Source organism: Ereboglobus sp. PH5-10, from assembly GCF_029504735.1.
In the GTDB taxonomy this organism is placed as follows: domain Bacteria; phylum Verrucomicrobiota; class Verrucomicrobiia; order Opitutales; family Opitutaceae; genus Ereboglobus.
The window spans coordinates 79,117-102,639 of sequence record NZ_JAQFIP010000010.1 but is presented as its reverse complement, the minus strand read 5'-3'; the positions used below and the strand labels follow the sequence as shown (position 1 = coordinate 102,639).

Here is a 23,523-nt window from a genome sequence, read left to right as displayed (position 1 = left end):
TCACCGGGGGACGGTTCGCCCTACCGTCCGGCGCGCAGCTCCACGGCAAACACCACGGGACAATGATCAGAGGCCACCGGCTCGGGGATTGCCTTGTATTCCCGCACCTCAGGTGCCGGGGTTTTTGTTCCGCGCGTCCGGTATAAGAACCAGTCAATTTCCGATTTTGGATTGTGAGAAGGGAATGTTGCTTTCGCTGTTTCGTGTTTTTGAGGCATCAACCAGTTGTGTTGCTTTCTTACCACATCCCAAATCGGCGAGGTTTCCCTCGCGTTGAAATCGCCGCCCCAGATCGCCACCGCCGATGAGTTCTTCTCCATCAGACGCTCCACTTCCTCCGAAATCTGTTTCGCATGCTCCATCTGCGTTTCCTTTTTTTTGTGATCCAGATGCACGCTCACCAACATGACCCGATGCCCATTGTGCGCTGCCGAGGCATCCTTCGCGCCGGATCGGGGCACCACGATTTCCACGATTCCCGCCGAGCGCGGCTCGACCCCGCCCGCAAGCGACAGCGTGGACGTGTGCGCAAACGGCAGCTTCGACAAAACCGCGTTTCCGTATTCGCCGCCGCCATAACTCATGGCCCTCGCGAAATAGGAATGCATCCCCAGCATCCTCCCCAATTCCGCCGCCTGGTCGACGCCGCCCGAACGCTTCGTTAGCACATCCACTTCCTGCAGCAGGATGGCGTCGGCATTGAGCCGCCGCAAAACTCCGGCGATGCGCGTCAAGTCGAGCTGCTTGTCCATACCGCGTCCGGCATGAATATTGTAACTGACAACGCGCAACGGTGTCTCCGCCGGCGCCGTGCTGGCAACACCGATTGCTAATGCGAGAACTAAACCAATTCGGAAAATAATATTGATGCGCATGTGAGTAGTTTGCTCGCGCATGCGTCCGCTGAACAGTGCAAAATACGCAGTGTGTGAAAGCGAAGGAACTGATCAAAACGCGCCGGCGCCCGACAGCGCCAAGCGCGTTGAAAGGTCACTCGGCCAAGCGCAATTTGACCGCGACCGGGAAGTGATCGGACGGAAGCTTGGGCAGGCCTTTTTTCGCAAGCGATTTTTCGGTGTCGCCCTCCTTCATCAACTCCTTGGGAACCGGAATCCAATAACATTCACCTAGAATCGCGTAACGCTCAACGGCGAATTGTTTTGTCACAAAAATATGATCGATGCGTTCGTCGGTGCGACGGTTTACGTTGAAACCGTTGAAGGTGCCGTTGGGGAGGTGCTTAATCGGCGCGGCGTCGAAACAATCGGTCACGTAATTCGACTTTGCGAGAACGGCGTAGGGGGCGCTTTTTTGCGTCACATTGAAGTCACCCATGATGAGGGCGGGCGATTTGCCGGCGATCGACTTCATCATTTTGAGCACGAGCTTTGCGCTCTCCTCTCGCGCCTGCACGCCCCTGTGATCCATGTGCAGGTTAAATATATACACGGTTTGCTTCGCGCCGGTCTTGGCTTGGAATTTTCCCCAAGTGCAGATGCGCGCGTATCGGGCGTCCCAGCCCTTGCTTCCGGGAATGTCGGGGGTTTCGGAAAGCCAGAATGAGTCCTGCTCGAGCAGCGTGTATTTGTCCTTTTTATAAAATAGGGCGCAGTGCTCACCCTTGTCCGTGCCGTCGTCGCGGCCAACGCCGATGTAGGCGTATTCCGGCATGAGATTAAGCATGTCCGCAAGCTGGTTGGGTTTCACCTCCTGCGTGCCGACAAAATCAAAATCGTGAAAACGGATGAGGCTGGAGATGACGGGGACACGCTGCGACCAGCCGTCGAATTTTTTATAATCGGAGGCGGCGTCGGTGCGAATGTTAAACGACGCAACATACAGATTGTCCGCCAGCGCGACATGTGAAGCGAAAAACAACAGGAGTGCCGGAATGATTTTATTCATGTGTGATTAAGGGGGATGAGGTGTGAAAACACAGCATGTTGCCGCTTCCGCGGAATCAGACAAGCGGAGAAATGCCTCATCAATTTGCAGCCTGAACATGCTCCTGCTCCAACCTGCTGCGAAGTGACTCGAAGCTTTCACGCGTTTCCTGGTCTGGCGATATCCTGACGCCCATGTCGACAAGTGACTTCGCCAGAGTCTTGTTGCTGCCGTGAAGCGCGTAGAGTGTGGCGGCATGATGCATGATACGCGCGCTCCCGGGGAATATTAACGCGCCCTCGAGCAACACCTCGAGATGGGACTCCTTGGGCGTCGCGTCGCTGCACATCCACGTGTATCCAATGAGCGAATACACATCCTCCATTGGCGGCGGTTGTGTGCGCGCCGTGAAAAGCGGCTCGAGCACATTGGCGGTTTGCGCCGCGCTGAGCCTGCCGTTAGATCCCGCCGGGGCGGCAAGCGCCTCGTTCAACCGCAGGCGCGCCAGCTCAACATAGGCCCGCGGACGCACGACGTTTTCCTTGGCCGCGGCCTCGAGGAATTTGCGCGCGCGCGCGCCGCGTTGCTCAAGCGCTTCGAGCAAACCAAGCGAGGCAAGCAGCCCTGCGTCGCGCTCCTGGCGCAGGTAGGGAATGATGAACGCCTCGCGCGAGGCGTCCATGTTGTTGGCCAAACGAAGCGCCTCGCCCTTGATGCGTCCGATCTCGGCCTGGGTCGCCTCGCGAATTTCAATAGGCGGCAGGTCACCCAATCCATCCGTGCCCTTCTTCGCCTTGAATAGAATGGAACCATGGTCGGAAGCCTCAACATACCCACGCAACAGCATGGTCATTTGTTTGTGTGTGCGGCCAAAGCATTCCTTAAAATCGGCCTCCGTCACAGGGCCGGTCATCGCACGCCGGGAAAAAGAGAGAAAGCCCTTTTGATATTTTTTTTGATACCCATAAAGGCACATGTGAACGAAGGCGAAACATGCATTGGCCCAATTTGAAGGGCGCGGCAACTCGCTCCCCGGAACATAGTCGATGATTTTGTCGAGGGAATCGAGGTGTCCGAATGCAACAAAAATGGGGTTAAATGCCGCCTTCTCCGCCGCGCTATCCCCCACCATTGAACCCATTCCGACCATCCGCCCTCCGCCAAAGTATTCAACTCGTCCGAACTCAATGTTTTTTTTCCTCACATCAAGTGTTGCGAAAAGCCGGGTGAGTCCCTCCTCAAGCCACGGGGGAAGCGGCTTGTTGTCATTGGCGCGACGCATGAGGAATCGCGCATACTGGCGGTAAAACTCCTGATAGGGATCAATGGCTGAAGCAAAGGACGCACTGGAGCCGCCGCTGATTGATGCTTCCGCAAAGGCTCCTTCAGTTGAAGCATCGATCATCCCCGAATCTGAAGGATCGTTGATTGAGGTGAGCACTCCAAAGTCGCCCATTTCCTGGAAAAAAAAGTCTATGACGATGGCACCGCGCTCCTTGTCCTCGACGAAAAGACTCATCGGTGTGATGAAAATGCCGTCCTCGCGCGCCTTTTCGACAAAAGGCCTGAATGAATTGCCCCGTCCGCAGACGACAATGAGGGTAGGCACATTGATTTTACGGTCTATTAGCGTTGGCCAGACTATATGAAGAGCTTGCTGAAGCTGCTGGAAATCCTCCAGAAACCTGCGTGTGGCACGGGTGGATGCGTTGGAGAGAATTTCATAGCCGGGCAACTTGGCATGGCGCCAAGATTCGGGTGGTGGAAGAATACGCTCGTCGGTAACAACGTAGCGGGGCAGCTCGACAATTTCGTCGTCGGGCGCGGCCTTGATGTTGAGATGCCTTTGCGCACTGGCATTCGTATGCACGGCCAAGCTGAGAACCAAGGCCAGACCAAGGATAAATCCGATACCGTGAATGGATTTGATGCAGAGAGGATCCATTGAATGGAGAAGGAATCTTTAGAGCAAACCTGATAATGAAAAAAGGTGGCGCATCTTTTGAAATTTGCCCCACCGCCGCCGAGTCTAATCCAGCCTGCCGCGAAGCGACTCGAAGCTTTCACGCGTTTCTTGGTCGGGTGAAATCCTGACACCCATGTCGACAAGCGATCTTGCCAAAGTCTTGTTGCCGCCGTGGAGCGCGTAGAGTGTGGCGGCATACCGCATGACGCGCGCGCTCCCGGGGAATATCAACGCCCCCTCGAGCAACACCTCGAGGTGGGTCTCCTTGGGCGGCACTTCACTGCACATCCACGTGTATCCAATGAGCGAATACACATCCTCCATCGGCGGCGGTTGTGTGCGCGCCGTGAAAAGCGGCTCGAGCACATTGGCGGTTTGCGCCGCGCTGAGCCTGCCGTTGGATCCCGCCGGGGCGGCAAGCGCCTCGTTCAACCGCAGGCGCGCAAGCTCAACATAGGCCCGCGGACGCACGACGTCTTCCTTGGCCGCGGCCTCGAGGAATTTGCGCGCGCGCGCGTCGCGTTGCTCAATCACTTCGAGCAAACCAAGCGAGGCTAGCAGCCCGGCATCGCGCTCTTTGCGCAGATAGGGAACGATGAACGCCTCGCGCGAGGCGTCCACATGGCCGGCAAGCCGGAGCGCCTCGCCCTTGATGCGCCCAATTTCCGCCTGCGTGGCTTCGCGCAATTCGACCGGCATGGGATCAGGCAGTCCTTCCTGTCCGCGCTTGACCTTGAAAAGCACCGACTCTTGCGCGAGCGTGTCCACATGCATGCTCATCATGGTGGCCATCTGCTCATAGCTGCGGTTGAAGCATTCCTTGAAATCATTTTCGTTCACCGGCCCCTTGCACGCGCGAAGCGCAAACTTGATAAATTGTTTTTGGTATTTTTTCTGCAACCCGTAAATGCACATGTGAACGAAAGCGAAACACTGATTGCTCCAGCGACTGTGATTGAATGTTGTCGATTTTCCTTTTTCGTAATCGAACATTTTGTCGAATGAAAAGATGGCACCGTGCCGCTCCCTCCTGCTCTTGGTTGTGATTCGACCACCTTCAGGCATGCCGCCAATATTTGAATCTGGCGACTGCGGAGCGGAATCCCACCAACTGCTAGATTCATCGATATCCCTGATCTCTTTTGAACCATCCGACTCGAGGTTGGATACCGCTGTTTGGCTAAAGCCGTGCTCCACTTTTCCGAACTCGATCCATTTTTTGCGAAAGTCGAGCGTGGTGAAAAGACGGGATAATCCCTCCTCCAGCCATTCAGGAAGAGGCACGCCGCCGTTTGCATGGCGCATAAGAAACCGTGAGTATTGGCGGTAAAACTCACCATAAGGATCGCTCATTGCGGAAATTTTCTGCCCCTCACTATCTTCAAGTATTTGGTCTTCAAACACTTCCTGCATTGTGAAATCGATTACGATGGCTCCGCGCTCCTTGTCCTCAACAAACAAGCTGGTGCGTGTAATAAAAACGCTGGGATCAGCATCCTCCGGAACGAATTGCTGAAAGGAATTTCCACGCGCGCAAAGGATTATCAGCGTGGGAGTGTTGGCCCTGCTGTCTACCAACGTCGGCCACACAATTCCGATGGCGGCTTGGAGTTGCTGAAAATCCTTCAGGAAATTTTGCGTGGTAAAATCGCGGGCATTGGAGAGGATTTCGTAGCCGGGTAACGTGGCGTGGCGCCAAGATTCGGGTGGCGGAAGGATGCGTGAATCAGTGACGGTGTAGCGCGGCAGCTCAACGATTTCGCCATTCGGGTCGTCGGGCGCGGCCTTGATGCCGAGCCTGGTCTGGGCAACGGCAGGTGAAAAATAAGCGAGGCCAAAAAGGAGAGCCACTCCTGAGATAAACCTAGCACAACTGCCGAGAGTGTATGAGGAATTCATATCATTGAGGAACAGGTCTGCGTTTTGCTCAAAAACACGGACAATGTCCATGTCATTTTACTGGCCTCAAAATATTTGGACGACAAGCACGCCCCTGCCGCGCCATGAAGACGCCGCATGATGCAGAGCCAACACACACGCGCCCCGCGCCAAGGGCGCAAACCGTTGCGCAGGCAGAAAGTGAACGCCGAATAACGCGCAACAAAACGCGCGCCCAAAACAGCCGTGTTTTTTCATTTTTTTGCTCCGCAAACACTATTTCGTCATGGCCAAAACACAAATTCCGCGTATCCTGAAATCGCCATGAAAACGATACTCGTTCCAATCGACTTCTCGAAAGCCACAAAAGGGGTTATCGAAGCGGCGACCACCCTCGCCTCCACCATGAACGCGCGCATTGTTTTGCTCCATGTCGTGCAACCACTGATCATCACGAGCGACTATGGCCTGACGATGGAAAACTTCCAGGAAACCATCGCCTCCAGCGAAAAACACGCCACGCGCCGCCTCGCCGAAATCAGCGAGGAGCTAAGATCCCGCGGCCTGCAACACGTGCAAACCGTGCAAATCAGCGGGCCCGCCCAAACCGGGATCCTCGCGGAAGCCCAGACACATAATGCCGATTATATTGTGATGGGCTCGCACGGCCACACTGCCTTCTACGACCTGCTCATCGGCAGCACCACGCAAACCGTCCTGCGCAAGGCAGCCTGCCCTGTGGTAATCGTTCCGCGCGCAAGATAAGCCGCGACTCCCCTGCCCCGTGCGCCCGAAGCGCGAGCCGCCCGCACTTGTTATCCAATTCAGCAAACGGGCGGCGCGGCCTTGTTCGGCGCATTGGAACTCTCCCCGTCCGCTCCCGTGCCTTGAAACGCGGCATGACGCGCGGCGTCGCCGCATCACTCCAATTTCAAAGGAGTGAGCGTCACGGGGCCGAGAAGGCCGGAGGGTTGCAGCGGCCACTTCGAGGCGTCGAGCGGCTTGTAGTGGACGTTCACAAAATTGATTTCATGGAAATTTTTCCATTGTTCGCCGCGCACATCCATGTCGCGGATGCGGTTTGCCGCGAGATTTGTGACCTCGATTGCGAGCGTGTTTTCACCGGGCTTCAAATGTTTGCCCACGCGTGTGCGAAACGGCAGGCACCAAAGATAATCGACTTCATTGCCGTTGACAAAAACGCGCGCCACCTCGCGCACATCACCGAGGTCGAGCCGCCAGTCGTCATATTTCGCGCCCCCGGGCAGCGTGAATGTCGTTTCGTAGCGCGCCGTGCCCGCGTAGCGCCCGGCCTCCCCGCCCTGCTCCGTCCACGACTTGAGTTCGCGAGTGACATGGGCAGGCGGAATCGCGGGCGCTCCCTCCGTGAACGTGACGCGCCATTCGCGATCGTCAGAAATCGTCACGGGAATTCCCGCGGGCTTGGCGTATTTCCAGAGGCGGGTGCGCGCGCCGTCGCGGGCAACCTTGACGACGAGGCTTTCGCCGGGCGCGAGCTGAAGGCGTATTTCCGTGCGCGGAATTTTTCCGGAAACACGATGAAGATCGGCCATGCCGATGGTGCCCGTGCGCGGATCGTGAATTGTGGCGACTTCATTTTCGGCCTCGGCTGGCGAGGGAAGCCGTCCGAGCTTCAGCGTGACCATGCCGTCAAACGCTTTTCCTGTGAGGTTGGTGAGGAAGTAGATTTCGCCTTCGTCATATTTGCGACGCACCATGCCGAGTCCCTGGTTTGCAAACGGCGCGGGCATTTTCTCGAGCGCCTCCATTGACATGACGTGAAAGGTGCCGCGCATGGTGCGCACGGGGGTGAGCGGCGCGCGGGGATTGAACGAGGCGGGAAACCCAAATTGCATCTGGCGAAGCCTGGCGCGACGCTCCTCAACGCGGGCAAAACCGGGAACATCGCGAGGGATGTCCTTCATGAAGGTCACCTGCGCGCCGGCTTCGACGAGCCGTATGATGGCGGCAAAGGTTTCCACGGGCATGTGCGTGACCGGCGGAACGACAAGTTGCTTGTAGGTCGCCCCGCTTTCGGTGACCAAGGCGCGGCGTGTTTTGTCGGCCACCGCTTTTTGTAGTTGATCGTCGGATACAAAATCGAACTGGCGCCCCTGCGCAACGAGGACGCGCGCGATTTCCTCGGTCGGCGAATCGAGCATCCAGCCCCTGCCGTGCACGCCGAAGTTGCGATTCCAGCCGGCGGCGCGGTGCCAGAGGTCGTGAACGGGCCAGTAGATGAGCATGTCGTTATCATGCCGCCCCATTTGCAGGAAGGATTGCACGCGGGTGATGTAAGTGTTGAACGCGGTGAACGCGGGCCAGAGCGGATTGCGCGGATTGTATTGCGTCGAGGCGTAGAAGAGCCAGCCCGGCCACGGCACGTCCACGGGGCTGTAAGCCGAGCCGTGATAAAAAACATGGTTCACGCCTGTGAGAAAAAGCTGATCGAGCTCGGGTTTCAGCGCCGCGGGCGACCCGTGAAAATGCTCTCGAGTCCAGGTGAAGGTTTCCGCGGAGACGAGATTCTTCCCGGCAAGGTGCGCCGCGGATGACGCGAAGCGGTTGACAAGCGGGTGCGGCGACTCACGGCGTCCGGTCGCGTCGGAATTGCGATAATAGGGGATGGGAAACACCGACGAACCGTAGATTTCCGTTTCGGGAATATCGGCGAGCGCGTAAAGGTCGATCAGGTTGGCCGGCGCGCCGTGGGCCTGCTCGCGCGCGATTCCGCCGACGCCATGCGTCCACTTCACCCACTCGCGAACGAAGTCCATGTGCAACGAGGCAAGCGTTTCGCGGTAATCGGATTTAATGCGCGCGAGCTTGTCGGCGTCCCCGGGCGAAAGCGCGGAAATGTCGGCGCCGCGCGTGGAGAGAAGCGCGGAATGATCGGCAAGTTTGTAGCCGTGCATTTTTTCAAACGCCGCAGGAAGCTCATTCGCCCAGTTTGCCTTGTATTGAAATGAATCATGAAGCTGCCCGTGCACGCGCGCGCCCTCGGGCAGCTTCGCCAGCGCGTCCGAAATCGGCGCGAGATAGCGCGCGAGCGCATCGGCCGAGTAAGGGTTGAGCACCAAGCCCTCGCCTCCCGGCGCGGCGCGCTTCACGCGAAAATTTGTGGGAACGGGCGCAAACTTCCGCTCGGCATCAAACGCGATTTTAAGTTCGGCGTCCTCGTCGCGCACCTGCGAACCGCCGAACGGCCAGCCCGTGCCCGTGGCCATGTCAACCGAAAGTCCGAGTTTGTTTGCCTCGTTGATTGTGTGGCCGAGCACCTCGATGTAACGCTCCGAGAGAAACGGAATGAAACGCTCCTCATAGCCCTTCGCGCCGTAAATCGGCGTGATCTCCACACCCCCGAGTCCCGCCTCGGCGAAGAGCTTGAGTTCTCGCGAGAGGTTTTGCTCGTCAACCGCATTGCCAAGCCACCACCAACGCGTCCAAGGCTTCGCCTCGCGAGTGACTTCGGGCCAGGCAACCTGGGCGTTGACTGCGGATTGCAAGCCAAACTCGCCGGAAACGAGCGCAACCAAAGCGATGATGAAAAGGGTAATTCGAATACGCATGGCCTGAATCATTGCAAAAAATCCACCAATGCCAAGCGAGCTGTATAGTGGCGATATTTCGAAATGTGCGCGAAGGGAATATCGCGACCAATGCCCGGTATCGCCGACATATCATTTGGTTTCGTGTTACCGCTGCTTTTCAACAGTGCGGAAATGTCACCTGATGTTTATTATCATTTATCATCAGGCCGCCAAGGAACCGGACCGCCGGGCTTTGGCTCCAAGAAACGCGCCCCGGTTTGTTTATACCAAGCATGAAGTTTCGCACGCATTTTGGCGACACGCTCGGGTTCCCGCGCGGCCAGATCACGTTTTTCGCCAATGTCCGCGCGCAAATTATACAAGTGCACTCGTCCGTCCTCCAACCGCTCTATCAGTTTCCAATCGCCCATGCGAATGGCCGAGGAGGGAAACCCGCCTTGATTGCCGTAGTGGGGATAATGCCAGTAAAGCGCATCCCGCTCCGGCGCTTCATTTTTTTCCAACAGGGGCATCAAGTTAACACCGTCGATTTCGCGATTCACCGGCAACGCCACGCCGGCAAACGCAAGCGTGGTTGGCAGCAAATCGATGCCGCACACCGGCGTGTCGCATACGCGCCCGTCGCGCGCCGCTCCGGGAAGTCTCGCAATATACGGCACGCGCAACCCGCCTTCATACATCCAGCCCTTGCCTCCGCGATAAGGCAAATTGCATGTGGGATGGCCTTCACTGGTGCTCAACCCGCCGTTGTCGGATGTGAAAATAACAAGGGTGTTTTCCAGAAGGCCCTGTTTGCCGAGCTCGTCCAGAATCCGCCCAACCGCGGTGTCCATGCTCTCCACCATGGCCGCATAGACGGCATGGTTTTGCCGAATGCGCACGCGACGCGGCTGGGCGCGCTGCCAGGATTGCTCCTCCTCACCAAAATCTTCCCCGCGATCAAGACCGAGTTTTTCCGCCTTTGCCTTGTATTTTTCAATCAACTCGGACGGAGCCCTCAACGGCGTGTGCACTTGGTAAAAACTATGATACAACAAAAAAGGACGCGTCTTGTCCCTGCTCCGCAAAAGCGCGATGCTTTCGCTCGCAAGCCTGTCCGTAAGAAATTCTCCAGCGGGACCGTCGGGCAGGCGCGGATTTTTGTAAGGGGAAAAATAACTCCCGGGACTTCCCCGCATCCAACCCGCGACATTGGTGTCGAACCCCCGGTGCTCGGGCCAGTATTTTTCGTCCTCCCCCAAATGCCATTTGCCGACAAAAAACGTCTGGTAGCCCGTTTCGCGCAAACGCCCGGCCAGGGTGACCTCCTCCAGCGGCATGTGATGAATCATTTGCGCCGGTTGAAATCTGCCGCCGCGCTTTGCGCCAAACCAGTCGGTGGCGTCGGCGCGCGTGGCATAGCGCCCGGTCATCAGACCGAACCGCGAGGGACTGCACACGGGGCAGGATGCATAACCATTGGTGAAGCGAACGCCCTGCGCGGCAAGCCTGTCCAAATTTGGAGTCTCATAAAAAGTGCCCTTGTTATAACAACCGAGATCCATGACGCCGAGATCGTCGGCCAGAATCACAACAATGTTTTTCACCGTCGCATCGGCCTGCGCAAACAAGGGAGCCGCAAGGGCGATGACGCCGGCCTTCAATATGTCGTTTTTTTTCATGTCGGGGAACGTTCAAGCCTTTCAGGAAATCCTGTGAACACGCGCAATAAAACGGCAAAGCAAAACTCGCGTAACGTTACATCCGTTCCCACGGACAGGACACTCATGCCACCCAAACCATCTTTGAATGGAATTGCGGGCGGGATGAGCAGGATTTGCGGGACAGGGATACGGTTGGAAAACCGAACTGGTTTATCAGGCGTATCCAAGCGCCTTCGCCACGGCCGTGTTCACGATTTTGCCGTCGCGCGTGTTGACGCCCTTGGCGAGGCCTTGCGTTTCCTCGATCGCGGACTTCACGCCTTTTTCGATAAAGCGCACGAGGAACGGCTCCGTCGCCTGCGTGAGCGCAATTGTCGAAGTGCGCCCGACCATCGCCGGCATGTTCGGCACCGCATAGTGCACGACTCCGTCGCGCTTGTAGGTGGGCGATTCGTGCGATGTCGGACGGATCGTTTCCATGCAGCCGCCCTGATCGACCGCGATGTCAACAAGCACGCTGCCGGGACGCATCTGCCGCACCATTTGACGGGTGACGACAACCGGGGCTTTCGCCCCCGGAATCAGCACCGCGCCGACGACGAGGTCCGCGTTGGCCACGGCGGCCTCGATATTGGCGGGATTCGCCGCGAGCGTGGTGACGGCTCCGCGATACAAGTCGTCGATCATGTCGAGCTTGCGCGTGTCGAGGTCGAGAATCGTGACGCGCGCACCCATGCCCGCGGCGATGCGGCACGCGTGCGCGCCGGAGTTGCCCGCGCCGACAATCGCCACCGCGCCCGATTTCACGCCGGGCACGCCGCCGAGCAGCACACCCGAGCCGCCGTTCTGGCTTTGCAGAAAATAAGCTCCGATCTGGAGCGAAAGGCGTCCCGCGATTTGCGACATTGGCTTGAGCAACGGCAGCGAGCCGTCGCGCGCCTCGATGGTTTCGTAGGCGATGCCGAGCACGTTTTTCTTGAGCAAAACCTTCGCGAGCTCGGGCACGGCGGCGAGGTGCAGGTAAGTGAAAAGCGTCTGGCCGTTTTGCAGCAGCCCGTATTCGGCTTCGAGCGGTTCCTTCACCTTCACGATCAGTTCGGCGTTTTTCCAAATCGTGCGCGCCTTCGATTCGATCTCCGCGCCGGCTGCGGCATATTCGGCATCGGCAAACCCGGCGGGCAGTCCCGCGCCTTTTTGCACGAGCACGGTGGCTCCGAGACTGACACACCGCGCGACAAGCGAGGGCGTTACTGATACGCGAGTTTCTCCATTTTTGATTTCCTTGGGGATGCCGATGATCATCTCCAAACATGTGAAATGCCTTGGTGTGGTTGGCAAATAATGTTTTAAAAAAATTTTACGATCCCCGCCGCGCAACGCGCCATTTCACACCGCGCAAGACAATCGGCCCGCGCCAATGAATCCCGCCACGGCAAGGCCGTCACCATAAGATTGTTTTCCGAATGGCAGGGGCTGCCTTGACTTGCGCGAGTGTGATTCTCGGACATGGAGTCGCGTCAACAGTCGCGCCGGTTATGGGATTCTTTTTATAAACGCTCCGGACACGGGTTTTCCCGCGCGGAAACAGCGAGCGGATGCATGCAAAAACCGATGCGCGCCTCGTTCGGCAGCGAGACGAAGCCGCTCCTTATAAACAAAAAGGGCGTCGCAAGCGACGCCCCTACGGGTGAAATCCGCGAGCCTGAAATCAGGCGAGTTTTACGCAGCGGGATTGGCGGACGGAGCGTTCCTCGGCTTCGCAGGTTTGGAGCGTGGCGACGGCGTCGGCGACAGTGACCGCTTCCGGGGCTGCGCCGCGCGCGAGGCAGTCCGCGAAGTAACGAATTTCCGCGTCGTAGCCGTCGGTGCCGCGCGGCTTGATGACGCGCGTTTTTTTGCCGATGGCGTCAATATGCCACGCGCCGCCGTTTGTCAGGTCGCAGGTGAGCGTCGCGCGCTCGAAGTTGAGCGTGAAGCCCATGTTGAAGGCGCCTTGGTGCAACCAGGTGCCGGTGGCGGATACCGCCGGGCCCTTGGGATATTGGTATTGGGTGACGATGTGGTTGATCGCGCCGTTGGGGCCGGTGACGCCACTCGAAAAAACCGAGGCGGGGCGTCCGAAGAGGTAGTGGACAAAATCAGTGTCGTGTATGTGCAGGTCGTAAAGCGCGCCGCCCGCCGCCGCGGTGGAATAGGTTTGCGCGGCGTTCCAGCCGGGCATTTGCGACACGCGGCGGAAGCTGGCGCTCAGCAGGCGTCCGTGAGTGTTTTTGGCGATGAGCTCCTTGAGTTCGCGCCAGCCGGGCCAGAAGCGCATGCACATGGCGGGCATCAGGAAACCGCGCGATTTTTTCGCGACTTGAAGGATTTTTTTCGTCTCCGCCGAGGTGGACGCGAGCGGTTTTTCGCAGAGCACGTGACGGCCCGCGCGCAACGCCGCGATGACTTGCGCGGGGTGCAGCGCGGTGGGCGTGCAGATGTCGATGACGTCAACGCCGGGCGCTTCGAGCAGTGCGTCGAATTCGCGGAAGCTGCGCACTTTGGCGCCGAGGTGGATGTCGTCGGAGCGCTTGATGTTGCCGGAGACTCCGCGCAACACGCCGTTCTCGGGCTGGCGAATCGCGTCGCACACGGCGACGATGCGCGCGTTGCGGACTTTTTGCCATGCGCGCAGATGAGTGACTCCCATGAAGCCGAGACCAACCACGGCGACGTTAATGTGTTTTGTTTTTTTCATGTGTATATTTTTTGAGAGGTGTTTTTGGGACCACGGATTTCACAGATTAACACGGATGACGATCCAGGCGTCGCAAGCGACGCCCCTACGGGTGTTAATCCGCGTAACCCGTGGTTGTATTATTTTAAATATTTCGCGAGCAGCTCGCGGGCGGTGCGGATGTCGGCGACGCGTTGCGCGCCGGCTTCGCGCTCAATGACGAGGTCGCCGGTGTAGTTGAGCGAGGCGAGTTTTTCGAGGAAGCGCGGCCAGTCCACGGCACCCTCCCCCGCCGCGACTTCCTCGCCCCATTCGCCGGCGGTTTTGGCGTAGCGGGCGTCCTTGATGTGGATTTGGCGCAGCCACGGCGCGAGCACGCCGAGCGCGTCAACCGGGTCGCCCTTGCCGTAGAGAATCATGTTGGCGGGGTCGAAGTTCACGCCGGTGTTTTTGTTGTTCAGCGCGGTTAAAAACTCCGCGAGTTCGGCGGCGGTTTCCTGGCCGGTTTCAAGGCCGAGGGCGATGCCGTGCGAGGCGAAAAGGTCCGCGACTGCGGCGACGCGAGAGATCATTTTTTCGAAGCCGGCCTTGTCCTCCTTGTGCGGGAAAAATCCGGCGTGGAGCGTGATGAGCAGAATGCGGAGTTGCGCGGCGATGGCGGCGCATTTGCCGAAGTTTTCGAGGTTTTGCGCCCATGTGCCGTCGGGCGCGATGCCGCCGGTGACGCGAATACTTTCGAGCGTCGAGTAGTCCTCGCCGACGCAGCGCACCATGCCGGAGACGAGCGCGATTTTGTTTTGCGCAAATATGGCGGCGCAATCGCTCCATGCGTCGGGTGAGACATGCAGCGGGTCGAGGTCGAGTTGCACGCGGGTCGCGCCGGTGAGCGCGAGTTTGTCGAGCAGGTCGCGCAGGTTTGCGGGTTCAAGTGACCATGAGCAAACGGCGATGCGTTCGGCGGCGTTGGTGGAGGGAGCGGTTTCTGTGGGCATGGTTGGGTTTTGGCGGATTTAAGGTGTTGTGTGTGAGTGTTAATTTTGCGCCGTGGGGGCGCACCTGGCGTGCGCCCTCATGTGCGAATGACTGTTCGCACACGTTCGCACAAAGCGGGCTGACACGAGGGCGCACGCAAGGTGCGCCCCCACAGGTCAGAGTCCGGCGACTTCCCAGCCTTTGCGGTAGGGACGGCGGACGTGGCGGTTGGCGGCGGCGAGGTCGAAGCGCAACGCGGGGCTGTCCCACTTGAGCGTCGTTTGCGGGAAGCGGGAGGCGATGCCGCCGAGGAGCACGGCCTCGGTGAGCGGGCCGGAGTAATCGAAATGCGTGGAAGTTTTGCCGTTGCCGCGGCACGCCTCGATGAACTGCTTCCAGTGGTTTGCGCCGCGTTCGCGCGGCAGTTGGAAGTCGGCGAACTTCACCGAGGGATAGAGCGAGAGGCGCGAGTAGTGCGGGAGCAGGAGCGCGCCTTTTTCGCCGACAAATATCGAGCCGTTGTTGGGCAGTTTGTTGTCCTTGAGCTTGTCGAGCTCGATGAGGGAGGTGACCTCCGCGGGCGGGCGCTCGGTGCCGTCATACCAGCAAAGGCGCATCGTGTCGCCGGCGGTGTAACGCGTCTTGGCGAAGGTGTAGATGGCGCGGGCGTTGAGCGCCCAATTGCCGTGCTCGGAGAGCGGGCCCTCGGAGCGGACGGAGATGGGCGCGGCGAGGTCGAGTCCCTTGAAAACGGGATCGAAAATATGGCAGGCCATGTCGCCGAGCGTGCCGGTGCCGAAGTCGAGGCGTTTGCGCCAGTTTTTCGGGTGATAATAATCGGGGCCGATGTAGGGGCGCGCCTCGCGGACGCCGAGCCAGCAATCCCAATCGAGGCCCGCGGGCACGGGATCGGTGCGGGCGGGCATCGGCTTGTCGTCACCCCAGGTTTTGTAGCACCAGGAGTGCACTTCGCGGACCTTGCCGATGGCGCCGGAGCGCAGCGTTTGCACGGCGATGCGATAGTGGGCGTTGGAATGAATCTGGATGCCCATTTGCGTGACGAGTTTTTTCTCGCGGGCGATCTCGGCCATGCGGCGCACTTCGTGGAGTTCGTGCGCGAGGGGTTTTTCAACGTAGGCGTGGATGCCGCGCTGCATCGCGCTCACGGCGATGGCCGCGTGCATGTGGTCGGGCGTGGACACGTTGATCGTGTCGATTTGCGAGCCCATTGCGTCGAGCATTTTGCGCCAGTCGCTGAAGACGCGCGCGTTCGGATGCGCCTCCTTGGCCCTGGCCAGGAATTTCTCGTCCACATCGCAGAGGGCGACGATGTCGAGGTTGTCGCAACCGGCGATTTGCACGAGGTCCTGCCAGCCCATGTGCCCCACGCCGACGGCGGCGTGGCGGATGCGCGTGGAGGGTGTGTTGGCAAAGAGGTTTCGCGTGATGAACGGCGCGGTGGCGGCCGCGGCGCCGAGCATTTTCAGGAACGAGCGGCGTGTGTGCGGCGCAAGGGCGAAGGGCGAGGTGGAGCGGGTTTTCATTTTCATGTGTGAATGGATGAGACGAGTGGAAGAGTGAGGCGGTTGTTTATTTCAGCCGCTTGATGGCGATTTCGCGGAAGGCGACGGGGTCGTTGTGGCCGGCGAATCCGAAATGGCCTTTTTCGACATCCTTGCCCGGATGCTGCTTGTTGTCCATGAACTCGGTGACGGTCGATAGATCGGCGTTGAGGATGGGCGTTCCGTTCAGCTCGACCATGATGGTCGAGCCGACGACGGTGACTTCCTGGTAATTCCACTCGCCGACGGGGCGCTGGTAGCCGCGATGCGCCGCGACCATGCCGTAGGCCGAACCGTGCACCTGAAGTTTTTTGAGCTTCTTGCCGGTGTTCTTTTCGTAATTGTCGTCGAGGATCTGGTTCTCGCACATGCCGACATAAGCGGGGTTGCCCTTGCCGGGATAACGAATCGCGAGGCCGTTGTTCCCGCCGGGGGGGAGTTTAAAATCCAACTGCGCCACGAAATCGGAATACTCGGCCTTCGTGTAAAGCGTGCCTCCTTTTTTCGGCTGCCAGATGATCACGCCGTCCTTCGCGCGCACGGCGTCGATCGCGCCCGCCCAACCGTCGAGGTTTTTGCCATTAAAAATGGGCGTGAAACCGACGCCGCTTCGTTTGCGCAAAATGGAGATGGCTTCGTCTCCGGGGATTTCGCGGATGAAGACATCGCGCCAGCGGATTTCCGAGCCGTGCGTCTGGAGTTGGATGGGGCCGCGCGGCGGAACCGGGGCGCGCTCCGCCTTCGGGAGTTTGCGGTCGTAATAGTTGTCCATGATGGCGCCGTCCACGGTGAGCTGGTGGTTGAGCCAGACCCACACGCGCGAACCGACCATGATGACGCGCAGGTGGTTCCATTCGCCGAAAGGCTTGTCGGCGAGCACGAGCGGGAAGCGGCCCGGCGAGCCCTTGAAGTTGTTCCAAAGCGCGCCGGACCCCTTGTCCGCGCCGTTCTTCAACTCCTTCGGATTGGTGTAATCCCAAATCTGCACCTGCGGGCATCCGCGCAAGTAAACGCCGCTGTCGCCGAGCGGAAGCGCCTTGTATTCGAGAAGCAATTCAAAGTCGCCGTAATACTTGTCGGTGGTGAGAAAGAGTCCCTTGCCGTCGTTGACGAGCTCGCCGTTTTCGACGCTCCAGTGCGCGCGAATATCGTCCAGGCTGGCGTCGCGTTTTTTCGCGAATTCGTCGGCGGACATGGCCATGTATTTGCGCGGATCCTCGGTCTTCGCGCCCCACCAGCCGTCGAGATCGCGGCCGTTGAACAGAGCCGTGAAACCGGGCGGCGGCTCGGCGGAGAATCCCGCGGAGGAAAGCAAAACCGCAAGCATGGCGGTTGCGGTGATGACGGACTTGAAGCGACGGAGTGGAGGTTGGGTGCGCATAGGGAAAAATAGGGTTCTGTTCGATTACGCCATGATTAACGCCTTCGACAAGAAGAACCTAATGGAATAATTATTCCATGCCATTCACCCCCTTTCCGCGCACATCTTGCTTCGAAAAAAGCGCAACTGATTGCGAAAACTTCCCAATGCAAAAGTAGGCGGAAAGCACCCCTTAATACTTGTTATCAATGAAAACCCGTGTGCACCAAATCGCAATCCTTGTTGTGAGCCCCCCGGTTTCCCAGCCCGCCATCCCGCGCGTGGTGGCTCCCTTCAATTCCGATTCGCAACACCTGGCGACGCTCGCATGCGACAGCCGCACCCACGCATGACCTTCCGCGCGCAATCGTCACTCCGCAACACAACCGCCGCGCTCGCTCCGGCGGTGTGCGCGATTGTGCTTGTGCTCCTGCTTGGCGCGACGGGAATACTGACGGCGGTTGATCGCGCGTGGTTTGAATCGCTCCAACACCTCTTCACAGGGCGCTCATCCGGGCGCGAACAAATCGCCCGCTCGCTTGTTGAAGGACACTCGTTGCGCGCGCTCGTCGCGATGCTGCTTGCGGTCGCGCTCATCAGTTTCGCGGCGCGCAAGGGAACCGGCCCAATGCGGCTCGCGATCCTGTCCGCCAGCCTGCTCGCGATTGCGACCGGCGGCGGCGCGGCGCTTTTCGTGCTCGGCGGCGTGTGGTTCGCACCCGCGCCCATCGTCGCTGGCGTGATATTCGGATTCGGGATCGAAAGCGCGTCGGGGGTTTTCCGCGCGCGGAAAAAAAAACGCGAAATCCAGGGCTGGCTTGGAGCACATGTCCCTCCCGCGATGGTAAAAAAAATCATGCAAAATCCCGAGGCGTTCACGCTCGGCGGCGAACGCCGGGAGTTGACGGTGCTGTTTTCCGGCATCGCCAATTTCACCGCGCTCAGTGAACGCCTCTCTTCCACGCAGCTCGTCTCGCTCGTCAACACCTGCCTGCATGAACTCAGCGAGTGCGTGATCGCGCACGGCGGATACATCGATAAATACATAGGCGGCGCACTGATGGCGGTTTTCGGCGCGCCCGAGCCGCTCGGCAACGACGCGCTGTGCGCCTGCCGGGCCGCGCTCGAAAGCCGCCGCCGGCTCGACGCGATCAACGAGCGCATCGAGATCGAATACGGCGAGCGCCTCGGCATCCGCATCGGCATCAACACGGGCGGCATGGCGCTCGGAAATGTTGGCTCCGAGAAAATGAAAAACTACACCGTGCTCGGCGACGCCGTAAGCATCGCCGCGCGCCTCGCGAACGCGAACAAGGAGTTCGGCACCGGCGTGCTCATCGGCCCGCTCACCGCGCAACGTGTCCACTGCTTGATGGCCGCGCGCCCCGTCGCGCTGCTTCGCGCCAAGGGCAAACCCGCAGCCATCAAGGCGCACGAACTCATCGGCGAAATGACCGCGATCAGCGCGTCGCAACGAGCCTATCTGCAAGCGTGCGCCGACGGATTCGACGCCTGGTGCGCACGCCGCTTCGGGCCGGCCTCGGAGGCCTTCGCGCACGCGGTCATGCTCCGCCCCGATGACGCCGTCTCCGCGCGCTACCACGAAATATCGCTAAACCTCTCCGCACGCCCCCCCGCCCCCGATTGGACGCCAATCATCGAACTCCCCAACAATTGAAGCCAGCCGGGATTCCCGATTTGATTTATTCCCGATGATTGCCGCGCACGCTCGCAAACAAGCCCGGCGCGGCGAGAGCAACCCAACACAGGACGCATATTTATGCCGCATTTATTTTGATTCCAAAGATTGACCTGAATCGGATGCGCATTCATAGATTCGCACCTGTTTTCTGGCTCTTGTGTCCCCAATGCCAAGGACACCAACCCTCAACCAACCAATATTGCAGCATTATCAAATATGACCTCCTCATCCGCTTCCGCGAAACCCTCGGCCGGCGCGCTTCCGGTATTATCAGCCATGATGTTCCTCCAGTTTTTTGTCTGGGGCGCATGGTATGTGCCCGTGACGGGCTGGCTCAACGACCTGGGGCTTGGCGGCCTGACAGTCTGGGTTTTCAGCGTGTGCCCGATCGCGGCGATTGTTTCGCCCATCTTTCTGGGCATGATCGCGGATCGTTTTTTTGCTTCGCAAAAAGTGCTCGGCATACTGCACCTCGTCGGGGCGGTCTTCATGTTTTTGATTCCGACGATGATCACGAAGGATTCGGTGGCGGGAACCGCGCCGACGAGCTTCTGGCATCCGTGCGTGCTGCTGATGCTGGGACACGCCCTGTGCTACATGCCCACGCTGGCGCTTAGCAGCTCGGTGGCGCTGGCGCATCTCACGAGCGTCGAAAAACAATTTCCCATTGTCCGCGTCTCCGGCACCATCGGCTGGATCATCGCGGGCCTGGTGGTCTCGATGCTGCTGCCCGGCGGCGACAAATCACCCTGGCAGTTTTATCTTGTCGGCATCGCCGGCGTCGCCCTCGGGTTCATGAGCTTCGCGCTCCCCAACACGCCCCCGCCGCTCGCCGGCAAAAAGGTCGGCGTGGGGCAGTTGCTCGGCCTTGACGCAATCTCGCTGCTCAAGAATCCGCAGTTCGCGCTCTTCATGCTTTGCTCGCTGCTCATCTGCATACCGCTGTCGGGCTACTATCAACAAGCGCGCAACTTTGTCGATTTCTCAGGCCTGGCCGACCCCGCCTTCAAGATGACCTTCGGGCAAATGTCCGAGGTGTTCTTCATGGCGATCATGCCCCTGATCATCGTCCGCCTGGGCGTGAAAAAAATGCTTCTCTTCGGAATGCTCGCATGGGTGGCCCGCTACGGATTGTTCGCCCTCGGCGCGCCCGACAAAGTGGCATGGATGGTCATCGGCGGCATCCTCCTCCACGGCATCTGCTACGACTTCTTCTTCGTGGCCGGCCAAATTTATGTGGACAAGGACACCCCGCATGAAGTCCGCGGACAGGCGCAGAGCTTCTTCGTTCTCATCACGCAAGGCGTCGGCATGTTGATCGGCGCGCAAGCCATCAACTGGCTCGTTGGAAAAAACACCACCATCACGGAAACCGTCGGCGGCGCCAAGGAGGTTGTCTTTAACTGGCAGCAAATCTGGTTCTGGCCCGCGATGTTCGCCGCGGTGATCGCCGTCATCTTCTTTGTGTTCTTTAAGGAGAAAAAAGCGGCGGGAGCCAAATAACGCGCAACACACACGCACTCGCATAAAACGCGCCCCGGATCGCAATCGTGATTGCGTTGCCGGGGCGCGTTTGCATTGTCTGCACACCTTAGCTTTGGAGCCAGATCGTCGCTCCGAGTTCTTTGATCTCAGAGAGGAAAGTCCGGACACCACAGGGCAGGACTCCCGGCAAGAAAAGTTGTCGCGCCGACCCGGTGCGCGCCGCCGCAAGGCCGCGCACGCGCCGGTCGGACACGCCTCCACTCAAGCCGGGGCAACACGGGCCACATCCCGCGTTGACGGACAGTGTCACAGAAAACAAGTAGCCGGGCGCAAAGTCGCAAGACCTCGCGCCCGGTCATAGTGAAAAGGTGGTGTAAGAGACCACCGCGCCCCGCCGCAAGGCGGGCGGCACGAAAAACCCAATCCGGTGCAAGGCAAAATAGGCGGCTGGGCGGCCCGTCCAACAGTCGCGGGTATGCCGCATCGCGTCGCAAGACGCGGAAGTCGCGCAAGCGGCTTAGAGAAATGACGGTCATGGCGCAAATCTTCGGACGCGCGCCTTACATAATCCGGCTTACCGGCTCCAAAGCTAATCCAATTTTAATCCCCCCAAAAAAAGACCACCGCGTCCGCCTGAAATACCCCGCGCAACGTGAACTCGCATTGCGAACGGAAAAGATCAATCGCCCCTGAACAAAACAACATCATGCGCCCCGCCCGCGCCGGGATTCCGGCACGGAATGCACTTGCGATACGACAAGGCAAAAAACTGTTTTTTTGCACTCGCTACCGCCCTAAGTTTCACAAATGTTCTCGTGTCCGTTTTTCAAAAAACAACACCCTTCGCCCCTTCTTTTCAATCAACGCAAAACAACAACGACATGATCTCCACAGCCTCGATCAACCAGTTTCTCCTCAAAAACAACCTCCGCATTGCCAGCAACCCCTGCGTGTCACCCGACTTCTGCCTCGACTGGCCCGCGCTGGCCGCGAAACTCGCCAACGCCTCGCCCGATGTGAAGGCCTGCCCCAAAAGCAATTTTGAAACCGAGGCCGGCCAATGGATGCTGCTTGAGGACGTGACCGGAGATTGCGCGTGGAAACTCACCCCCATCGCCGAACTCGGCGCCGACGCCGTGAAAGTGCTGGCCGGGGGCGTCGCCCTCAACGACGGCGCGGTCGCCTTCCCCGCCTCCTTCGCAAACCTCCTCCGCATTAAAAACCTCATACAGGAGCACAATCCCGAATCGACCATTTTCCCCACCGCGTCGCAACGCCTCGGCCAAAGCACGCTCGGCATCGGCGCGCGCTTCACCACGCTGCACTGGCCCGCCGTTGAGTGGGCCATGAGCGCGCTCGAAATCGGCATGACCGCCAACCAAAACTCCATCCCGCGCGAACTCGTTTACGATGTGAACGCGATGCTCGATGGCAAACTCGACACCGTCCCCTTCCCCTTCATCGGCACCAACGTCCCCGAAGGCCACCAAGGCCAGTCCGTCGAAGGCATGAGCCACGGCTGCGTGCTCTCCAAACTAAAAACCGGTTTCCACAAACGCGGCATCGCATGGAGCTTCAACGCCGACCACCAACCCATCGGCGGCAAGTTCGACGTGCGCGAAGACCAACTCGTGCGCGGCTGCGTGCTCGCCAGCTACATCACCTTCGACATCTCGCCCGAGCTCGCCCTCACAAAAGCCCCCGGCGACGCCCGCGCCTGGGTCGCCGAAAACATGGCGCCCGAACTCGTCGAAAAAGTGAAAACACGCGTTGCCGCCGCCGGACTCCAACTCGACGGGGACGCGCTCGCCAAGCTCCTCGCCTACGTCTGGCCCGCGATGAAAAAAATGAAAGTGCGCGACGAAAAATACCGCATCGCCCGCGAACAACTCTTCGCAACCAAGGAAGGCTGCGCCTACCTCCGCGAACTCTCCATCGACGAACTCCCCGGACTCACCACGCCCGAAACCACCGCCATCATGCTCGCCCTCTGCGAGGCGATGGGCATGACGATCAACTTCGTCGCCCCCGCCTTCGGCTTCCAGAAAAACATGCCCTACCCCGACAACACCGCGCTCCGGACTCTCATCGAAAAACAATGGGACGTCTGCAAACAATTCGGCGTCAGCATCGGCTTCCATTCCGGCTCCGGCAAGTCCGCTGAAAACTACCAAGTCATGGGCGCGGTCACCGGCGGCTGCCTCGAAATCAAAACCAGCGGACGCTACACCTACGAAATGGGCCGCGCCCTTCACGCATCAAAGAACCCCTCCGATCAGGCACTCTGGGAAGACTGGTATCAATTCACCGTCGAGCTCGCCGTCAAAGGCGCGTTCGCGACCGACGTCACCGAGCAAAAAATGGCGCGCAGCTTCATCATCGACGCTCTCGAAAAATCCGGCAACCCGACCGATGTTTTCGCCAACGAGGCCGCCACCCGCGCCGCGATTGACTCGCTCACACCAAGCCCCGAGCACATGTTCTGGTTTGAGTATAACTTCCTCTACGTCCTCGCCGGCGGCGGCAAGGCGGAGAAGGCGGCGCTCGGCGACCACTCGCCCGCCGGCTACGGACAGCGAGCCCGCTTCTATTCGGTGAGCGACGAAGGCCTGATCAACTACTCGAAAAATGTGGCCGGCTACATTGTATTCCTCGCCGAAAACACAGCCCTAGCCCCGAAAGACCGCTGTGCCTCCGCGCTCAAGCAACTCGAATCCTACACGACGCTCGACCAAATGCTCGGCGACATCAGCCGCTAAGCATACGACATTCTCCATGCGCCA

Annotated in this window: 16 protein-coding genes and 1 other RNA gene; 6 read left to right on the top strand and 11 right to left on the bottom strand. The window is 59.2% G+C overall.

Annotation, left to right across the window (positions count from 1 at the left end):
- Positions 1–20 precede the first annotated feature (20 nt).
- The 4 genes from M2447_RS09465 to M2447_RS09450 all read right to left on the bottom strand — a co-directional run bounded on the left by M2447_RS09465 (position 21) and on the right by M2447_RS09450 (position 5,701).
- Positions 21–875, bottom strand: a complete 855-nt coding sequence (locus M2447_RS09465; protein WP_277558409.1) for an endonuclease/exonuclease/phosphatase family protein — start codon at positions 873–875, stop codon at positions 21–23.
- Positions 876–990: 115 nt separating this feature from the next.
- Positions 991–1,905 (bottom strand): endonuclease/exonuclease/phosphatase family protein, encoded by a 915-nt coding sequence (locus M2447_RS09460; RefSeq protein ID WP_277558408.1) that lies wholly within the window; start codon positions 1,903–1,905, stop codon positions 991–993.
- A gap of 79 nt (positions 1,906–1,984) precedes the next feature.
- The gene (locus M2447_RS09455; protein ID WP_277558407.1) at positions 1,985–3,829 is read right to left on the bottom strand and encodes a hypothetical protein; all 1,845 of its coding nucleotides are present in this window, start codon (positions 3,827–3,829) and stop codon (positions 1,985–1,987) included.
- Positions 3,830–3,913: 84 nt separating this feature from the next.
- Positions 3,914–5,701: a hypothetical protein gene (locus M2447_RS09450; RefSeq protein ID WP_277558406.1), complete on the bottom strand. Its 1,788-nt coding sequence runs from the start codon at positions 5,699–5,701 to the stop codon at positions 3,914–3,916.
- 351 nt (positions 5,702–6,052) lie between these two features.
- Between M2447_RS09450 and M2447_RS09445 the strand changes: the two genes are divergently transcribed.
- Positions 6,053–6,493 (top strand): universal stress protein, encoded by a 441-nt coding sequence (locus M2447_RS09445; protein WP_277510014.1) that lies wholly within the window; start codon positions 6,053–6,055, stop codon positions 6,491–6,493.
- Between the two features lie 155 nt (positions 6,494–6,648).
- Here the strand turns inward: M2447_RS09445 and M2447_RS09440 are convergent, their stop codons facing one another.
- The 7 genes from M2447_RS09440 to M2447_RS09410 form a co-directional block, all read right to left on the bottom strand.
- Positions 6,649–9,318 carry a glycosyl hydrolase gene (locus M2447_RS09440; protein ID WP_277558405.1) on the bottom strand — a complete coding sequence of 890 codons (2,670 nt, stop codon included), beginning with the start codon at positions 9,316–9,318 and terminating at the stop codon, positions 6,649–6,651.
- A 173-nt stretch (positions 9,319–9,491) separates the two neighbouring features.
- Complete coding sequence (locus M2447_RS09435) at positions 9,492–10,961, bottom strand: sulfatase (RefSeq protein WP_277558404.1); 1,470 nt, start codon at positions 10,959–10,961, stop codon at positions 9,492–9,494.
- Positions 10,962–11,156: 195 nt separating this feature from the next.
- Complete coding sequence (ald, locus tag M2447_RS09430; protein WP_277510018.1) at positions 11,157–12,245, bottom strand: alanine dehydrogenase; 1,089 nt, start codon at positions 12,243–12,245, stop codon at positions 11,157–11,159.
- A gap of 406 nt (positions 12,246–12,651) precedes the next feature.
- A complete protein-coding gene (locus M2447_RS09425; RefSeq protein ID WP_277558402.1) occupies positions 12,652–13,680 on the bottom strand; it encodes a Gfo/Idh/MocA family oxidoreductase in 1,029 nt (342 codons plus the stop codon).
- Positions 13,681–13,799: 119 nt separating this feature from the next.
- Entirely contained in the window at positions 13,800–14,651 is an 852-nt protein-coding gene (locus M2447_RS09420; protein WP_277558401.1) for a sugar phosphate isomerase/epimerase family protein, read from the bottom strand.
- A 156-nt stretch (positions 14,652–14,807) separates the two neighbouring features.
- On the bottom strand, positions 14,808–16,181 hold the full coding sequence (locus M2447_RS09415) for a Gfo/Idh/MocA family oxidoreductase (protein WP_277558400.1): 1,374 nt from the start codon (positions 16,179–16,181) through the stop codon (positions 14,808–14,810).
- 40 nt (positions 16,182–16,221) lie between these two features.
- Complete coding sequence (locus tag M2447_RS09410) at positions 16,222–17,574, bottom strand: DUF1080 domain-containing protein (RefSeq protein ID WP_277558399.1); 1,353 nt, start codon at positions 17,572–17,574, stop codon at positions 16,222–16,224.
- A 188-nt stretch (positions 17,575–17,762) separates the two neighbouring features.
- Here M2447_RS09410 and M2447_RS09405 point away from each other — a divergent pair, with 188 nt between their 5' ends.
- The 5 genes from M2447_RS09405 to M2447_RS09385 all read left to right on the top strand — a co-directional run bounded on the left by M2447_RS09405 (position 17,763) and on the right by M2447_RS09385 (position 23,499).
- Positions 17,763–17,906, top strand: a complete 144-nt coding sequence (locus M2447_RS09405; protein ID WP_277510023.1) for a hypothetical protein — start codon at positions 17,763–17,765, stop codon at positions 17,904–17,906.
- Positions 17,882–19,231 carry an adenylate/guanylate cyclase domain-containing protein gene (locus tag M2447_RS09400; RefSeq protein WP_277558398.1) on the top strand — a complete coding sequence of 450 codons (1,350 nt, stop codon included), beginning with the start codon at positions 17,882–17,884 and terminating at the stop codon, positions 19,229–19,231. Before M2447_RS09405 ends, M2447_RS09400 begins: the two co-directional genes overlap by 25 nt.
- 240 nt (positions 19,232–19,471) lie before the next feature.
- Positions 19,472–20,758 (top strand): MFS transporter, encoded by a 1,287-nt coding sequence (locus M2447_RS09395; RefSeq protein WP_277558397.1) that lies wholly within the window; start codon positions 19,472–19,474, stop codon positions 20,756–20,758.
- 92 nt (positions 20,759–20,850) lie between these two features.
- Positions 20,851–21,333, top strand: an RNA gene (gene rnpB, locus M2447_RS09390) — RNase P RNA component class A.
- 288 nt (positions 21,334–21,621) lie between these two features.
- On the top strand, positions 21,622–23,499 hold the full coding sequence (locus M2447_RS09385; RefSeq protein WP_277558396.1) for a tagaturonate epimerase family protein: 1,878 nt from the start codon (positions 21,622–21,624) through the stop codon (positions 23,497–23,499).
- The last annotated feature ends 24 nt before the right edge of the window (positions 23,500–23,523 follow it).

Excerpts from the sequence above, each read along its gene's own strand:
- M2447_RS09405 (WP_277510023.1), top strand. The coding sequence starts at position 17,763 with ATGAAAACCCGTGTGCACCAAATCGCAATCCTTGTTGTGAGCCCCCCG.
- ald (WP_277510018.1), bottom strand. The coding sequence starts at position 12,245 with ATGATCATCGGCATCCCCAAGGAAATCAAAAATGGAGAAACTCGCGTA.
- M2447_RS09410 (WP_277558399.1), bottom strand. The coding sequence starts at position 17,574 with ATGCGCACCCAACCTCCACTCCGTCGCTTCAAGTCCGTCATCACCGCA.
- M2447_RS09460 (WP_277558408.1), bottom strand. The coding sequence starts at position 1,905 with ATGAATAAAATCATTCCGGCACTCCTGTTGTTTTTCGCTTCACATGTC.
- M2447_RS09400 (WP_277558398.1), top strand. The coding sequence starts at position 17,882 with ATGCGACAGCCGCACCCACGCATGACCTTCCGCGCGCAATCGTCACTC.
- M2447_RS09415 (WP_277558400.1), bottom strand. The coding sequence starts at position 16,181 with ATGAAAATGAAAACCCGCTCCACCTCGCCCTTCGCCCTTGCGCCGCAC.
- M2447_RS09465 (WP_277558409.1), bottom strand. The coding sequence starts at position 875 with ATGCGCATCAATATTATTTTCCGAATTGGTTTAGTTCTCGCATTAGCA.
- M2447_RS09435 (WP_277558404.1), bottom strand. The coding sequence starts at position 10,961 with ATGAAAAAAAACGACATATTGAAGGCCGGCGTCATCGCCCTTGCGGCT.
- M2447_RS09455 (WP_277558407.1), bottom strand. The coding sequence starts at position 3,829 with ATGGATCCTCTCTGCATCAAATCCATTCACGGTATCGGATTTATCCTT.
- M2447_RS09420 (WP_277558401.1), bottom strand. The coding sequence starts at position 14,651 with ATGCCCACAGAAACCGCTCCCTCCACCAACGCCGCCGAACGCATCGCC.
- M2447_RS09425 (WP_277558402.1), bottom strand. The coding sequence starts at position 13,680 with ATGAAAAAAACAAAACACATTAACGTCGCCGTGGTTGGTCTCGGCTTC.
- M2447_RS09440 (WP_277558405.1), bottom strand. The coding sequence starts at position 9,318 with ATGCGTATTCGAATTACCCTTTTCATCATCGCTTTGGTTGCGCTCGTT.
- M2447_RS09395 (WP_277558397.1), top strand. The coding sequence starts at position 19,472 with ATGACCTCCTCATCCGCTTCCGCGAAACCCTCGGCCGGCGCGCTTCCG.
- M2447_RS09385 (WP_277558396.1), top strand. The coding sequence starts at position 21,622 with ATGATCTCCACAGCCTCGATCAACCAGTTTCTCCTCAAAAACAACCTC.
- M2447_RS09445 (WP_277510014.1), top strand. The coding sequence starts at position 6,053 with ATGAAAACGATACTCGTTCCAATCGACTTCTCGAAAGCCACAAAAGGG.